At 76.3% G+C, this 16,121-nt stretch carries 3 protein-coding genes; all 3 read left to right on the top strand.

Going from position 1 to position 16,121, the window contains the following annotated elements; genetic code table 11:
* Window positions 1–6: 6 nt before the first annotated feature.
* The 3 genes from O0S08_RS10720 to O0S08_RS10705 are packed head-to-tail and all read left to right on the top strand — an operon-like array spanning window position 7 to window position 16,105.
* The gene (locus O0S08_RS10720; RefSeq protein ID WP_269038984.1) at window positions 7–5,850 is read left to right on the top strand and encodes a type I polyketide synthase; all 5,844 of its coding nucleotides are present in this window, start codon (window positions 7–9) and stop codon (window positions 5,848–5,850) included.
* A gap of 38 nt (window positions 5,851–5,888) precedes the next feature.
* Complete coding sequence (locus tag O0S08_RS10710; protein WP_276082593.1) at window positions 5,889–11,477, top strand: type I polyketide synthase; 5,589 nt, start codon at window positions 5,889–5,891, stop codon at window positions 11,475–11,477.
* Window positions 11,474–16,105 carry a non-ribosomal peptide synthetase gene (locus O0S08_RS10705; RefSeq protein WP_269038983.1) on the top strand — a complete coding sequence of 1,544 codons (4,632 nt, stop codon included), beginning with the start codon at window positions 11,474–11,476 and terminating at the stop codon, window positions 16,103–16,105. The genes O0S08_RS10710 and O0S08_RS10705 overlap by 4 nt, the downstream gene beginning before the upstream one ends.
* The last annotated feature ends 16 nt before the right edge of the window (window positions 16,106–16,121 follow it).

Raw genomic sequence — 16,121 nt, 5'->3', positions numbered from 1 at the left:
GGCGGGATGACGACTCAGCGCGAGGAACAACTTCTCCAGCGCCTGCGCGAGGCGACCCTCGCGCTGCGCGACACCCTCGACGAGCGCGACGCGCTGCTGGCCGCGCGCTCGGAGCCGATCGCGGTGGTCGGGGTCGGTTGTCGCTTCCCGGGCGGCGCGGACGACCCGGCGCGGTTCTGGGAGCTGCTCCGCGACGGGCGCGACGCGATCGGCCCGCTGGCGCCGCGCTGGCAGGTCGTCGGCGGCCAGCCGGGCCCGGCCGCGCCGCGCTGGGCGGGCCTGCTCACCGGCGCCATCGACGGGTTCGATCCGTCGTTCTTCGGCATCTCGCCGCGCGAGGCGGCCGCCCTCGATCCGCAGCAGCGGCTGCTGCTCGAGGTCGGCTGGGAGGCGCTCGAGGACGCCGGGATCCCGCCCCATGTCCTGAAGGGCAGCCGCACCGGGGTGTTCGTCGGCGCGACCAACCTCGACTACGCGGCGCTGCTGGCCCGCCTGCCGCCGGCGCAGCAGGACGCGTACACGATCACCGGCAACCTGCTGAGCGTGGCCGCGGGGCGGCTGTCGTACACGTGGGGCCTGCAGGGGCCGTGCATGACGATCGACACCGTCTGCTCGTCGTCGCTGGTCGCGGTGCACCTGGCCTGCCAGAGCCTGCGCGCCGGCGAGAGCGACCTGGCGCTGGCCGGCGGGGTCAACCTGATCCTGGCGCCGGAGTCGATGGACGGGGTGTCGCGCACGCAGGCGCTGGCGCCCGACGGCCGCTGCAAGACCTTCGACGCGCTGGCCAACGGGTTCGCCCGCGGCGAGGGCTGCGGGGTGGTGGCGCTCAAGCGGCTGCGCGACGCCAAGCGGGCCGGCGACCCGATCCTGGCGGTGATCCGCGGGTCGGCGGTCAACCAGGACGGGGCGTCGACCGGCTTGACCGCGCCGAACGTGCGCGCGCAGGAGGCGATGCTGCGCGACGCGCTGGCGAACGCCCACGTCGCCGCCGAGGACATCGGCTTCGTCGAGACGCACGGGACCGGGACTTCCCTCGGCGACCCGATCGAGGTCGAGGCGCTGCGCGCGGTGCTCGGGGCGCCGCGCGCCGACGGGAGCCGCTGCCTGCTCGGGGCGGTCAAGACCAACCTCGGGCACCTCGAGGCGGCGGCCGGGATCGCGGGGCTGATCAAGACGATCCTGGCGCTGCAGCACGAGTCGATCCCGCCGAACCTGCACTTCCGGGCGACGAACCCGCGGATCCGCCTCGAGGACTCGGCGCTGGCGCTGGCGACCGCACAGGCGCCGTGGCCCCGCGGAGGACGGCCGCGCGTCGCCGGGGTGAGCGCGTTCGGGCTCAGCGGGACCAATGCGCACGTGATCCTCGAGGAGGCGCCAGTCGACCTGGCTCGCGGGACAGGTGCCGCGCGGGCGGGCGAAGTGGCCTCCGGGACAGGTACTGCGCGGGCGCACGACCTGTCTCCCGGGACTGGCACCCTGCGTGCTCACGACATGGCTCCCGGGACAGGTGCCCCGCGCGCTCACGACATGGCTCCCGGGACAGGTGCCCCGCGCGCTCACGACATGGCTCCCGGGACAGGTGCCCCGCGCGCTCACGACATGGCTTCCGGGACAGGTGCCACGCGCGCTCACGACACCGCTCCCGGGACGAGTGCTGCGCTCGCGGGCGAGCTGGCTTCCGGGGCAGGTTCCGCGCGTGCCGGCGAGCTGGCTTCCGGGACAGGTGTCGTGCACGCGCACGAGCTGGCGAGCGATCGCGGCGAGACGCTCGTCGTGCTGTCGGCAAAGTCGGCGGAGGGGCTCGCGGCGGTCGCGGGGCGGCTCGGGGAGCATCTGGCGGACGCGCCGACGGTCGGCCTGGCGGACCTCGCGTTCAGCCTGGCGACCACGCGCAGCCCGCTCGAGCAGCGCGCGGCGGTGGTGGCCCGGTCGCGCGAGGAGCTGGCGGCGGCGCTGGCGCGGCTGGCCGCGGGCGAGACGCCGCCGGAGGCGCTGCGCGGGGCGGTCCGGCCGACGCGCGGGGCGCTGGCGTTCCTGTTCACCGGCCAGGGCGCGCAGGTAATCGGGATGGGGCGCGAGCTGGCGGCGGCGTGGCCGGCCTTCCGCGCGGCGTTCGCGGCCTGCGCCGCGCTGCTGGACCGCGAGCTCGAGCGGCCGCTGACCGAGGTGATGTGGGCCGAGCCGGGCAGCGCCGCGGCGGCGCTGCTCGATCAGACGCTCTATACGCAGCCGGCGCTGTTCGCCTTCCAGGTCGGGTTGCTGGCGCTGTGGCGCTCGTGGGGGATCGAGCCGGCCCTGCTGGCGGGTCACAGCGTCGGCGAGCTGTCGGCGGCCTACGCCGCGGGGGTGTTCTCGCTGGCCGACGCGGCGCGGCTGGTGGCCGCGCGGGCGCGGCTGATGCAGGCGATGCCGGCGGGGGCGATGGTCGCGGTGACTGCGAGCGAGGCGGAGGTGCGGGCGGTGGTCGAGCCGTTGGCGGCCGAGGCCTCGATCGCGGCGATCAACGGGCCGGAGCAGGTGGTGGTCGCGGGCACCCCGGGGGCCGTGGCGGCGATCGCCGCGACCCTGGCGGCGCGCGGGCACAAGACGCGGGCGCTGCCGGTGTCACACGCGTTCCACTCGCCGATGATGGAGCCGATGCTGGCGGAGTTCGGGCGGGTCGCGGCGACCGTGACGTTCGCGGCGCCGGGCCGGCCGGTGGTGTCGAACGTCAGCGGGACGCTGGCGGGGCCGGAGATGGCGACGGCGGCGTACTGGGTCCGCCACGCCCGCGCGGCGGTGCGGTTCGCCGACGGGGTGCGGGCGCTGCATGAGGCCGGGGCGCGCACGTTCGTCGAGGTCGGGCCGAGGCCTGCCCTGCTGGCCGGGGTGCCGTCGTGCCTGCCGGGCGTCGAGCTGGCGCTGGTGGCGTCGCTGCGCGGCGGCCGGGCGGAGACGACGAGCGTGCTGGCGGCGCTCGGGTCGTTGTGGGCCGGCGGCGCGGAGCTCGACTGGCGCGGGGTGTTCGTCGCCGGCGGACGGCGCGTGCCCCTGCCCCACTACCCCTGGCAGCGTCAACGCTGCTGGTTCGAGGCGCCGCGGACGACGGTCGATGTGCCGGCCGACGGCGCGCGGGCGACCACGGTCGGCGCGCTGTACGACGCGGTCGCTCGCGGCGACGCGCTGGCCGACGGCGCCAGCGAGATCGACGGCGGCGAGCGCTACCTGACGTTCGCGCCGTTCGCCGCGCCGGTGGCCGGGTTCTCGTGGGTGCTGGCGACGGTCGATCCGGCGGGCCACCCGGAGCAGGCGCGCCAGGTGGTCGCGGCCCAGCGAGCGATGCGCGAGGTGCTGTTCCGCGGGGTCGAGCTGGCGCGCTGCGCCGATGTCCTCGACTTCGGCTGCGGCTACGCGACCGACCTGCTGCGCCTCGGCGAGACCCACCCGCACCTGAAGCTGCACGGCTACACGCTGTCGGCCGAGCAGGCGCGGATCGGCGGCGAGCGGGCCCGGCGGGCCGGGCTGGCGGGGCGCGTCGAGGTGTTCCAGCGCGACAGCGCGGCAGGGCCGTACGTCCGCGACTACGACCTGATGATCGGGGTCGAGGTCGTGTGCCACGTGCGCGACAAGGAGGCGCTGTTCGAGCGGATCGGGGCGCACCTGCGGCCGGGCGGGACTCTGGTGCTGTCGGACTTCGTGTCGGGCCTGAGCTCGGACATCGAGCACGAGGAGGCCGGGTCGTTCCTGGCGACGGCCGAGCGATGGGTCGAGGTGCTGTCGCGCAACGGCCTGAAGCTGGTCGAGTGCGTCGACGTGAGCCGCGAGATCGCCAACTTCCTCGACGACCCGGCCTTCGAGCGCAACGTCGCCACGGTCGGCGCGGCGGGGACGGCCGCGGCGCTGAAGTCGTACGACCAGCTGGGCCGGCTGCTGCGCCGGCGGATGGCCAGCTACGTGCTGATGACCGCGCGCCGGGTGGCGACCGCGCCGGCGTCGCTGGCGGTGGAGAACCGGCGCGCGTTGGCCGAGCGCACGCCGTACGCGGCGGTCGCGGGCGCGATCGCGGGGCGCGAGGACGACGACGGGCGCTACCTCGAGGTCGCGTGGGAGCCGGCGGTGGTCCCCCGCGAGAGCGTGCGGGCCGGTCGCTGGCTGGTGCTCGGCGACTGCGACGGGCTGGCGACGGAGCTGCGGGCCGCGCTCGCGGAGGCGGGCCAGTCGGTGGTGGTCGCCGAGGCGGCGCGCGGGCCGGGCGAGGTGCGGGCGCGGCTGAGCGAGGCGTTCCAGGGGGCGGCGCCGACGGCGGTGGTCCACCTCGGGGCGCTCACGGCTGCGATCGCTGGAGACGCGGTCGAGGCGGCGTCACGGGCGGCCGAGGCGGTGCTGGCGACGGTCCAGGCGCTGGCGGGGATGCGCTGGCGCGACCCGCCGCGGCTGTGGCTGGTGACTCGCGGGGCGCAGGCGGTGGCGGCGGGCGACGACGTGGCGCCGGTCCAGGCGCCGGTGCTCGGGCTCGGGCGGGTGATCGCGACCGAGCACGCGGAGCTGCGCTGCGTCCGGGTCGACCTGCCGAGCGACCGCGGGACGGACGATGTCGCCGCGCTGGCGCGCGAGCTGCTGGCCGACGACGCGGAGGACGAGGTGGCGCTGCGCGGCGGCGGGCGGTTCGTGGCCCGGCTGGTCCGCCAGACGCCGCAGGCGCGGCCAGGCGGGCCGCCGGTGCGCGACGGCGCGGCCTACCTGGTGACGGGCGGCCTCGGGGCGCTCGGCCTCGAGGTGGCGGCGTGGCTGGCCGAGCAGGGCGCGGGGCACGTGGTGCTGGTCGGGCGCCGCGGAGCGACCGACGGCGCGCAGCAGGCGGCCATCGACGCGCTGACCGCGAGGGGCGTGCGGGTCACGGTCGCGCGCGCCGACGTGACCGCGCCGGCGGAGCTCGAGCAGGTGCTCGCCGCGGTGCGGGCCGCCGGGGCGCCGCTGCGCGGGGTCGTCCACGCGGCCGGCGTGGCCGACCCGGCGATGCTGGTCGACCTGACGCCGGCGCGCCTGCGCTCGGTGCTGGCGCCGAAGCTCGGCGGGGCGCTGCTGCTCGACGCGCTGACGCGGGCGGCGGAGCTCGACTTCTTCGTGCTGTACGCGTCGGTGTCGGGGCTGCTCGGGCTGCCCGGGACCGGCAACTACGCGGCCGCCAACGCGGCGCTCGACGCAGTGGCGCACCACCGGCGCGCGCGCGGGCTGCCGGCGCTGAGCGTCGACTGGGGCATCTTCACGGGCCTCGGCCTGGCGGCCCGCGCCGACGAGCGGGCGGCGGCGGCGTTCACCGCCGGGCTGCGCGGGATGACCTCCGGCGAGGGCCTGCTGGCGCTCTCGCGGCTGCTGGCGAGCGACCGGACGCAGGTCGCGGTGGCGCCGTTCGACGGGGCCCAGTGGGTCGAGTCGTACCCGGTCGCGGCGGCGTCGCGCCGGCTGGCGCCGCTGTTCGCGGCCCACGGCGGAGACGCGGGCACGGCCGCCCGCGAGCTGCGGGCGCAGGTGCTGGCCGCCGAACCGAGCATGCGCGCCGGCCTGATGCTGCTGGCGATCCGCGGCCACGCGGCGCACGTGCTGCGGATCGCCGAGGCCGCGCTCGACGTCCAGGCGCCGCTGACGAGCCTCGGCATGGACTCGCTGATGGGCCTCGAGCTGCGCAACCGGATCGAGGTGGCGCTCGGGATCCGCTCGCCGGCGACGCTGCTGTGGACGTACCCGACGGTCGCCGCCCTGAGCGAGCACCTGCTGGCGGAGCTCGGCGCGCCGAGCCCGGCCCCGGCCGAGGAGCTGTCGCGCGAGGCGGCCCAGCGACTGATCGACGAGGAGTTCGACGCGCTGCTATGAGCGAGACGGAACAGGACCGGCTGCAAAAAGCAGCCCTGGTGATCCGACGGCTGAAGGAGCGGATCGCGGCGCTCGAGCAGGGCGAGGCGGCGGCGGCGGTGCCGATCGCGGTCGTCGGCGTGGGCTGCCGCTTCCCCGGCGGGGCCGACGGCCCGGCGGGTTATTGGGAGCTGCTCGCGGAGGGCCGCGACGCGATCGCGCCGCTGGCCGAGCGGTGGGCGCTGGTCGGCGAGACGGCGCGCGAGGACGTGCCGTCGTGGGCCGGACTGCTGCGCGGGCCGCTCGAGGGCTTCGACGCCGAGTTCTTCGGGGTGTCGCCGCGCGAGGCGGCGTCGCTCGACCCGCAGCACCGGCTGCTGCTCGAGGTCGGCTGGGAGGCGCTCGAGGACGCCGGGATCCCGCCGCACACGCTGGCGGGCAGCCGCACCGGGGTGTTCGTCGGGGCGTGCGTCAGCGACTACGGCGGGATGGTGGCGCGCCGCCTCGGCGAGGAGCAGGACGCGTACGCGGTCACCGGCAACCTGCTGAGCGTGGCCGCCGGGCGCCTGGCCTACACGTGGGGCCTGCAGGGGCCGTGCATGACGCTCGACACCGCGTGCTCGTCGTCGCTGGTCGCGGTCCACCTGGCGTGCCGCAGCCTCCGCGCCGGCGAGAGCGACCTGGCGCTCGCCGGCGGCGTCAACGTGCTGCTGTCGCCGCTGATGATGGGGGCGCTCGGCCGGACGCAGGCGCTGGCGCCCGACGGCCGCTGCAAGACCTTCGACGCGCTCGCCAACGGGTTCGCCCGCGGCGAGGGCTGCGGGGTGGTGGTGCTGAAGCGCCTGGCCGACGCGCAGCGGGCCGGCGATCGCGTGTGGGCGGTGATCCGCGGGTCGGCGGTCAATCAGGACGGCCGCTCGACCGGGCTCACCGCGCCGAACGTGCGCGCCCAGGAGGCGCTGATCCGCGAGGCGCTCCGCGACGCGCGGGCCGAGGCCGGCGAGGTCGGCTTCGTCGAGACGCACGGGACCGGGACCTCCCTCGGCGATCCGATCGAGGTCGAGGCGCTGCGCGCGACGGTCGGGACCCAGCGGGCCGACGGGTCGCGCTGCGTGCTCGGGGCGGTCAAGACGAACCTCGGCCACCTCGAGGCGGCCGCCGGCGTGGCCGGCCTGATCAAGGCCGCCCTGGCGCTGCACCACCGGCAGATCCCCCAGAACCTGCACTTCCGCACGCTCAACCCGCGCGTCCGCCTGGCCGGCAGCGCGCTGGCGCTGGCGAGCGAGCCGATCGCGTGGCCCCGCGGCGAGCGGCCGCGCCTGGCAGGCGTGAGCTCGTTCGGGATGAGCGGGACGAACGCCCACGTGATCCTCGAGGAGGCGCCCGAGTCGGTCGCGCGGGGACAGGAGATGTCCTCTCGGACAGGTCCTGGAGGACATGTCGCGGGCGGCGCAGGGGCGCACGCGCAGGCCGTGAATGAAGTGTCTCCGAGGACAGGACCGATCGGCCAGGTCGCTCCGGCGCTCGACTCTGCGGCGGGGCGGGCCGAGCTGGTGGTCTTGTCGGCGCGCAGCGAGGCCGCGCTCGACGCCGCCGCGCGGCGGCTGCAGGCGCAGCTCGCCGCGGAGCCGGCGGCGCTCGTCGATCTCGCGTTCAGCCTGGGGACGACGCGCAGCCCCCTGCCCCACCGGCTCGCGCTGGTGGCGACGTCGCCGGCCGCGCTGTCGGCGGGCCTCGCCGAGGCGGCCGACGGCGCGACGCCGGTCGACACGGTCCGCGGACGCGCGGCCGCCGGGCGACCGCGGGTCGTGTTCGTGTTCCCCGGCCAGGGCGGCCAGTGGCCCGGGATGGGCCGGCAGCTGCTGGCGGAGGAGCCGGTGTTCCGCGCGCGGCTCACCGAGTGCGACCGGGCGATCCAGGCCGAGGCGGGCTTCTCGGTGCTCGCGGCGCTGACCTCCGAGGACGCGGCGATGGCCGGGCGCATCGATGTCGTCCAGCCGACCCTGTTCGCGTTCGGCCTGGCGCTCGCGGCCCTGTGGCGCTCGTGGGGCGTCGAGCCCGACGTCGTCATCGGCCACAGCATGGGCGAGGTCGCGGCCGCGTGCCTCTCGGGCGCGCTGAGCCTGGCCGACGCGGTCGCGGTCGTCTGCCGGCGAAGCCGACTCCTGCGCCGGATCAGCGGCCGCGGCGAGATGGCGCTGGTCGAGCTGCCGCTCGCGGAGGCGAAGGCGGCGCTGGGTCACCGCGCCGATCGAGTCAGCGTCGCGGTCAGCAACAGCCCGCGCGCGACGGTGCTGTCCGGCGAGCCGGAGGCGCTCGCGGAGGTGCTCGCGGAGCTCACGGCCCGCGAGGTGTTCTGCCGCCGGGTGAAGGTCGACGTGGCGAGCCACAGCCCGCAGGTCGAGCCGCTGCGCCCGGACATGCTGGCCGCGCTGGCGGAGCTCCGCCCGCGCCGCGCCGAGCTGCCGCTGCGGTCGACGGTGTTCGGGGCGCAGCTCGACGGGCCGGAGCTCGACGCCGACTACTGGGTGGCCAACCTGCGCGAGCCGGTGCGCTTCGCGGAGACGGTGCAGGCGCTGCTGCGCGAGGGCTACGCGCTGTTCGTCGAGCTCGGCCCGCACCCGGTGCTGACGGGGGCGGTCGAGGAGATCCGGCAAACACTCGGAGTCTCGGGGGTGGCGGTCGGGTCGACGCGGCGGGAGCAGCCGGAGCGGGCCGCGCTGCTCGAGTCGCTGGCGACGTTGTGGGTCCACGGACTCGAGCCCGCGTGGTCGGGCCTGTTCCCGGCCGGCGGACGGCGGGTGCCGCTGCCGACCTACGCCTGGCAGCGCGAGCGCCACTGGATCGCCGCCGGACCGGCTCGCGCGCCGCAGCACGAGCGCGCCGGCCTGCACCCGCTGCTCGGCGAGTCGCTGTCGCTGTCGATCCAGCCCGGCACGCGCCTGTGGGAGCGGAGCATCGACCCCGCGCGCCTGCCATGGCTCGCCGATCACCGGGTGCGCGGCGTCGCGGTGTTCCCGGGCGCCGGCTACCTCGAGATGATGCTGGCAGCCGGACAGCAGGTGTTCGGCCGCGCGGTCGCGGTCGCCGAGGCGACGTTCGTCGAGGCGCTGGTGCTGGCCGAGGAGGCGCCGGCGCCGGTGCAGGTGGTCGTGAGCGAGGCGCGGCGGGTGCAGATCGCCAGCCGGACCGCGACCGGCGGGTGGATCGTGCACGCGACCGGGACTCTGACCGCGGACGAGGCGACGCCGCCGGCCTTCGCAGTCGCTGCGGCGCTGGCGAGGCTGGGCGCGGCGGAGCCGGCGGACGGGCTGTACGCGGCCCTGGCAACGATGGGCTTCGACTACGGGCCGGCGTTCCGCGGCCTCGTGGAGCTGCACCGCGGCGACGGCGAGGCGCTCGGGCGGCTGCGGCTGCCGCCGGCCGTCGGCAGCGAGGCCGACTACCGGTTCCACCCGGCCCTGCTCGACGCGTGCATGCACGTGATCGCCGGGGCGCAGGGCAGCGGCGACGCGAGCGGGTGGCTGCCGGTCGCGGTCGGCTCGCTGCGGGTGTTCGCGCGGCCGTCCGGCGAGCTGTGGTGCCACGCGCGCCTGACCGGGACGTCCGGGGCGCGCCGCACCGCCGACTTCGTGGTCGTCGACGCCCAGGGCGCGCCGATCGCCGAGGTCCGCGGCCTGGTCGCGCGCCGCGTCGCCGGCGGACGCCGCGAGGAGGACGAGTGGTTTTTAAACACGACGTGGGACGCCGCGCCCGCGCCCGCGCGCCGCGTCGGCGACGGACGGGTCGTCGTGCTCGGCGACGGCGGAGGACTCGGCGCGGCGCTGTGCGACGCACTGACTTCCGCCGGGATGACGGCGACTCTGGTGAGCGACGCGAACGCGCCGCTGCGCGACGCACTCACGGCCGCCGGCGTGGCGGCGACTCTGGTGAGCGACGCCAACGCGGCACTGCGTGACGCACCGACGACGGCCGGCGTGGCGGCGACTCTGGTGAGCGACGCCGATACGACGGAGCTGCGCGACGCGTTCGCCGGGCTCTCGCCGACCGCGGTCGTGCACCTGCGCGGCCTCGACTCGAGCGACGCGCTCGAGGAGACCGCAGCGCGCTTCCTGGCGACGCTCCGGGCGACCATCGGCCTCGCCTCGGCGCCGCGCCTGTGGCTGGTCACCCGCGGGGCGCAGGCGATCGAGCGAGCCGGGGTCAAGCTCGGCGCTGTCGGCGTCACCACCGAGGGCAAGCCCACCAGGGGCCTCGAGGTCGCCCCAGTGATGGGAGACGACGTCGCGGTCGAGCAAGCGGCCCAGCTCGGCCTGGCGCGGACCGCCGCGCTCGAGCACCCCGAGCTCCGGTGCACCTGCATCGATCTCGACCCGGCGCGTCCGGCCGGCGAGGTGCAGGCGTTGCTGGCCGAGCTGCTCGGCGACGAGCCCGAGCAGGAGGTCGCGCTGCGCGACGGCAACCGGTGGGTCGGCCGCGTGGTCCGACGGCCGCCGGAGCAGGCCGCCGAGGCCGCGACGCCGGTGCGCGTGCGCGGCGATCGGACCTACCTGATCACCGGCGGCCTCGGCGGCCTCGGCCTCGGCGTCGCCGGCTGGCTCGCTGCACGCGGCGCGGGGCACCTCGTGCTCGTCGGACGCGGCGGGGCGAACAGCCCCGGCCAGCGCGACAAGGTCGCCGCCCTCGCCGCGATCACCCGCGTGACGGTCGTGCGGGCCGACGTCTCGCAGCGGACCGAGGTCGCGCGGATCGTCGACGCGATCGCGGCCGAGGGCCCGCCGCTCGGCGGCGTGGTGCACACCGCCGGGATCCTCGACGACGCCCTGCTCGAGCAGCTCGACGCCCCGCGCCTGCACGCGGTGATGGCGGCCAAGGCCCGCGGCGCTCTGCACCTCGACGCCCTGACGCGCGACGCGACGCTCGACTTCTTCGTCCTCTACGCCTCGGGCGCCGGCCTGCTCGGCGCCCCCGGCCAGGCCAACTACGCCGCCGCCAACACGGTGCTCGACGCCCTCGCCCACCGCCGGCGCGCGCGCGGCCTGCCGGCGCTGAGCGTCGACTGGGGCCTGTTCGCCGACACCGGCCTGGCGGCGGTGTTGAGCGAGCGCGGGGCCCGGCTGGTCGCCCGCGGCGCTCGCAGCCTGAAGGCCGACGAGGGCCTCGCGATCCTCGAGCGCTTGCTCGCCGGCGGCCCGCCGCAGGTCGGCGTCCTGCCGCTCGACGTCCGCGCCTGGGCCGAGCTCGTGCCCGCGGTGGCCGGCATGGCCCGCTTCGCCCGCCTCGGCGCGGCGACCGGCGCCGGCCCGCGCGACGAGGACCTGGCGGCGCGGATCGCCGCGGCCGCGCCCGGCGAGCGACCCGACCTGGTGCGCGGCCTGGTGCGCGGCCACGTCGCCCGCGTCCTGCGGCTGCCCGAGGCCAGGGTCGACGAGGACACCCCGCTCACCGGCCTCGGCATGGACTCGCTGATGGGCCTCGAGCTCAAGCACCGGCTGCGGCGCGACACCTCGATCGACGTGCCGATGATCGAGCTGCTGCGCGACATGACAGTGACCCGGCTGGTGCGCCGGGTCCTCGAACAGTGGCCCGCGGCCGGCGAGGCGCCGCGCCCGGCCGACGGCGGCGGATGGACGGACATCGAACTATGAGCACGCTGACGCAACTGGTGGAACAACTGCTGGTCGCCGGCGCGGAGCTGTCGATCGAGGACGGCAAGCTGCGCGTGCGAGCCCCCGACGGCGTGCTGACGCCGGAGCGCCTGGCGGCCCTGCGCGACGCTCGCGACGAGCTGCTGCGCCTGTTGCCCGCGCACCGCTTCGAGGCGCCGATGTCGGCCGGCCAGGAGGGCCTGTGGTTCATCCAGACCAGCGCCCCCGACAGCTCGGCCTACAACGTCGGCGTCGCCCTCGACCTCGAGTCGGCCCACGACCACGCGCCGGCGCTGCGGCGCGCCCTGCAGCGCCTCGTCGATCGCCACATGCTGCTGCGGGCCCGCTACGAGGCCGTCGAAGGCCGCCCGCGCCAGCTCGTCGACGCCCACCGGACCGTGCCGCTGACCGAGCTCGACGCCGCCGGCTGGACCCGCGAGCAGGTCGAGCGCGCCGCCTCCGAGTTTCACCTGCGGCCGTTCGACCTCGCGGTCGAGGGCGGCTTCCGGGCCTGCCTGCTGCGCCGCGGACCGGGCGCCTCGGTGCTGGTCCTGTGCGTCCACCACGTCGCCGTCGACGGCTGGTCGATCCGCATGATCGGCGACGAGCTCCTGCGCCTGCTCGCCGCCGACGGCCAGCCCAACCCGCTGCCGCCGGTCCGCCGCACCTACCTGCAGTTCGTCGCCGCCCAGCGCGAGCTGCTGGCGAGCCGCGGCGACGCCCTCCGCGAGCAGGCCGTCGCCGCCCTCACCGGCGCCCCGCACGTGCTCGACCTGCCGACCGATCGCCCGCGGCCGCCGCTGCAGACCTTCCGCGGCGCGACCCACTCGCAGGCCGTCGATCCGGCGCTCGTCGACCGCCTGCGCGCGCTCGGCCGGGCCGAGGGCGTCACCCTCTACACCATCTTCCTCGCCGCCTTCCAGGCGCTGCTGTTCCGCTACACCGGCCAGGAGGACTTCTGCGTCGGCTCGGCCGCGGCGCTGCGCGAGCGCGAGGAGCTCGCGTCGGTGTTCGGCTACATGGTCAACGCGATCGTCCTGCGCGCGCAGATCTCGGCCGACGATCCGCCGCCGTTCTCCGCGCTGCTGCAGCGGACCCGCGAGCGGGTGCTCGGCGCGCTGGAGCTGCAGGAGTACCCGTTCCCGCTGCTGGCCAAGCACCTGCTCGGCGAGCGCGACCCGGGCCGGCCGCCGGTGTTCCAGGTCATGTTCTCGTACCAGCGCGCCCAGGCGCTCGGCGAGGCCGCGCTGCGGCTGATGACCGGCCAGGCCGTCGAGGTCGCCGGCGTGCGCGTGGCCCAGGTCGCGCTGGCGCAGACGATCAGCGAGGTCGACCTGATCCTCGAGATCACCGAGCACGCCGCCGGGCTCGAGCTCGGCATCCGCTACAACACCGACCTGTTCGACGCCGCCACGATCGCGCGGATGGCCGGGCACCTTCAGACCCTGCTCGCCGGCGTCGTCGCCGACCCGCGCTGCCCGGTCTCGCGGCTGCCGCTCCTGACCGACGCCGAGCGCGAGCAGCAGGTCGTCGCCTGGAACCGCAACGACGCCCCGTTCTCGAGCGAGCTGTGCCTGCACGAGATGTTCGAGGCGCAGGTCGACCGCGACCCCGACGCGATCGCTCTGGTCGACTTCTGCAACCAGCCCGAGGGCAGCCGCGGGGTCGCCTACACCTACGGCGAGCTCGAGCGGCGCGCCAACCAGGTCGCCCACCGCCTGCGCCGGCTCGGCGTCGGCCCCGACGTGCTGGTCAGCATGTGCATGGAGCGGGGCGCCGATCTCGTCGTCTGCCTGCTCGGGATCCTCAAGGCCGGCGGCGCCTACGTCCCGCTCGACCCGGAGCACCCGCGGCGGCGCCTCGCCGCGGTGCTGGCCGACGCCGCCGCGCCCGTCGTCGTCACCCGCGGCCGGCTGCTGTCGGTGCTGCCCGAGGTCACCGCGCAGCTCGTCGACGTCGACCGCGGCTTCGCCGACGAGCCCGTCACTCGCCCGGACAGCGGCGTACGGGCCGGCGACCTCGCGGCCGTGCTGTACACCTCCGGCTCGACCGGCGAGCCCAACGGCGCCGTGCTCGAGCACCGCGGCCTCGTCAACTCGGTCGAGGCCACGGTCCGGATCCTCGAGAGCGGCCCCGGCTCGCGCCTGATCCACATCCTCTCGTTCAACTTCGACGGCGCGCTCGCCAAGCTGTTCTGGATGCTCGCCTGCGGCGGCACGGTGCAGCTGGCCCCGCGCGACGGCGACTACCTCGGCAAGGCCTTGATCGCCCTCATCGAGCGCGAGCGGTCGACGCACACCTTCTTCCCGCCGGCCATGCTCGCGGCGATGCCCGACGCCGAGCTGCCGACGCTGCACACGATCCTCGTCGGCGGCGAGCGCTGCACCCCCGAGGTCGTCGCCCGCTGGGGTCGGACGCGCCGGCTCATCAACATCTACGGCCCGACCGAGACCTCGATCCTCGTCACCTCGTGGCGCTGCGTCGACGACGGCCTCCCGCCGCCGATCGGCCGCCTGATCCCCAACATCCAGGCCTACGTCCTCGATCGCTGGGGCCAGGTCGTCCCTGCCGGCGTCGCCGGCGAGCTCCACCTCGCCGGCGTCGGCGTCGGCCGCGGCTATCACGACCGGCCCGACGCCACCGCGCGCAAGTACTCCGACGACCCGTTCCGCGGCGGCCGGCTCTACCGCACCGGCGACCTGGTCCGCTGGCGCGTCCTGCCCGGCGAGGCGCCGACGCTCGAGTTCATCCGCCGCATCGACAACCTCGTCAAGCTGCGCGGCTATCGGCTCGAGCTCGGCGAGATCGAGGCCCCGCTGCGCGCCTCGCCGCTCGTGCGCGAGGCGGTCGTCACGGTCGTCGAGGGCGCCACCCCGAACACCCAGCGGCTCGTCGCCTACGTCACCCCGGCTCGCCGCGACAGCACCCGCGAGCAGGAGCTGGCCCACGTCGCCTCGTGGGACGCGATCTACGAGAAGGTAGTCGCCCCCGGCCTCGACACCACCCGCGGCCGCGCCGAGGCCCCGGCGCCGCAGGCCGCCCTCGAGGGCGACCTGACCCTCGACCTGCGCGGCTGGAAGAACAGCTACACCGGCGAGGACATCGACCCCGCGCAGATGCGCGTGTGGGCCGAGTCGACGGGCGCGCGGATCCTGGGGCTCGCCCCGCGCGACGTGCTCGAGATCGGCTGCGGCAGCGGCATGCTGCTCGCCCGCATCGCGCCTCGCGTCCGCCGCTACCGCGGCACCGACCTGTCGTCCTACGCGATCACCAAGGCCGCCGCGCTCAAGGCCCACCTCGGCGGCCTCGGGCACGTCGAGGTCTCGCAACAGCCGGCCCACGACTTCTCCGGCCTGGGCGGCGACTACGACACGGTCATCCTCAACTCGGTCGTCCAGTACTTCCCCTCGGCCGCCTACCTGCGCCACGTCCTCGCCGGCCTGCTCGCGCGCATGGGCGAGCGCGGCGCGATCTTCCTCGGCGACATCCGCAGCCTGCCGCTGCTCGAGACCTACCACGCCTCGGTCGAGCACCACCGGAACCCCGGCGCCACCCGCCGCGACCTGCACGCCCGGGTCGGCCGCGCCCTCGTCCGCGACAACGAGCTCGTGCTCGACCCCCGCTTCTTCACCGAGCTGCGGGCCGAGTTCCCGCAGATCGTCGACGTCGAGGTCGCGCCCAAGCGCGGCGCCTTCCTCAACGAGCTGACGCAGTTCCGCTACGACGTCACCCTGCGCCTCGGCGTCGAGCCGCAGGGCCAGGCCCCGCACGAGTGGCGCGACGCCGGCGCGATCGACCTCGCGGGCGTGCGCGCCTGGCTGGCGGACGCGCCTGCGGGCCGGGTGCTCGGCCTGCGCGACCTGAGCAACGCCCGCCTCGCCGCGCTCGACGACCTGCGCCGCTGGCTGCACGGCGACGACGAGCGCGCGTGGCAGTCGGCGCCGCCCGACCCGCGCGCCTGGGACCCCGAGGCCCTGTTCGCCCTCGAGGACGAGCTCGGGTGCCGCGTCCGCCTGAGCTGGGCCGCCGGGCGCCGCGACGGCAGCTTCGACGCGGCGATCGCCGCCGGCCGCGACACCGTCCCGCGCGTCCCGCTGGCCCCGCCGGCCGCGCTCGGGCCTCGCACCGACCTGGCCAGCGATCCGCTGCAGGGCGAGCGTCAGCGCGAGCTGGTCACCGCCCTGCGCCGCGAGCTGCGCGACGCCCTGCCGCACTACCTGATCCCGTCGGCGATCGTCGTGCTCCCGCAGATCCCGATCAACATCAACGGCAAGGTCGACGTCCGCGCCCTCCCGCCGCCCGAGCACCTGCGCGACAGCGACGCCGCGCTCGTCGAGCCGCGCAACGACGTCGAGCGCGGCCTCGCCGACGTCTGGTGCACCCTGCTCGGCCTCGACCGCGTCGGCATCGACGACGACTTCTTCGAGGTCGGCGGCGACTCGCTGCTCGCGGTCCAGGCCATGTCCCGCCTGCCCGCGGTGTTCGGCGTCGAGCTGCCGGTCCGCGCCCTGCTCGAGAAGCCGACGATCCGCGAGGTCGCCCGCCACGTCGAGCTCGCGCGCGCCACCCTGCAGCTCGCCGCGCGCCCCGAACCCGGCCCCGCGCGCCGCCAGAGCGGCCGCCTGTGACCCTCGCTTTTCCTCC

It is taken from the genome of Nannocystis punicea, assembly GCF_026965555.1.
Classification (GTDB): Bacteria; Myxococcota_A; Polyangia; order Nannocystales; family Nannocystaceae; genus Nannocystis; species Nannocystis punicea.
The sequence above is the reverse complement of the archived record's forward strand: the minus strand, read 5'-3'. Positions and strand labels throughout refer to the sequence as shown.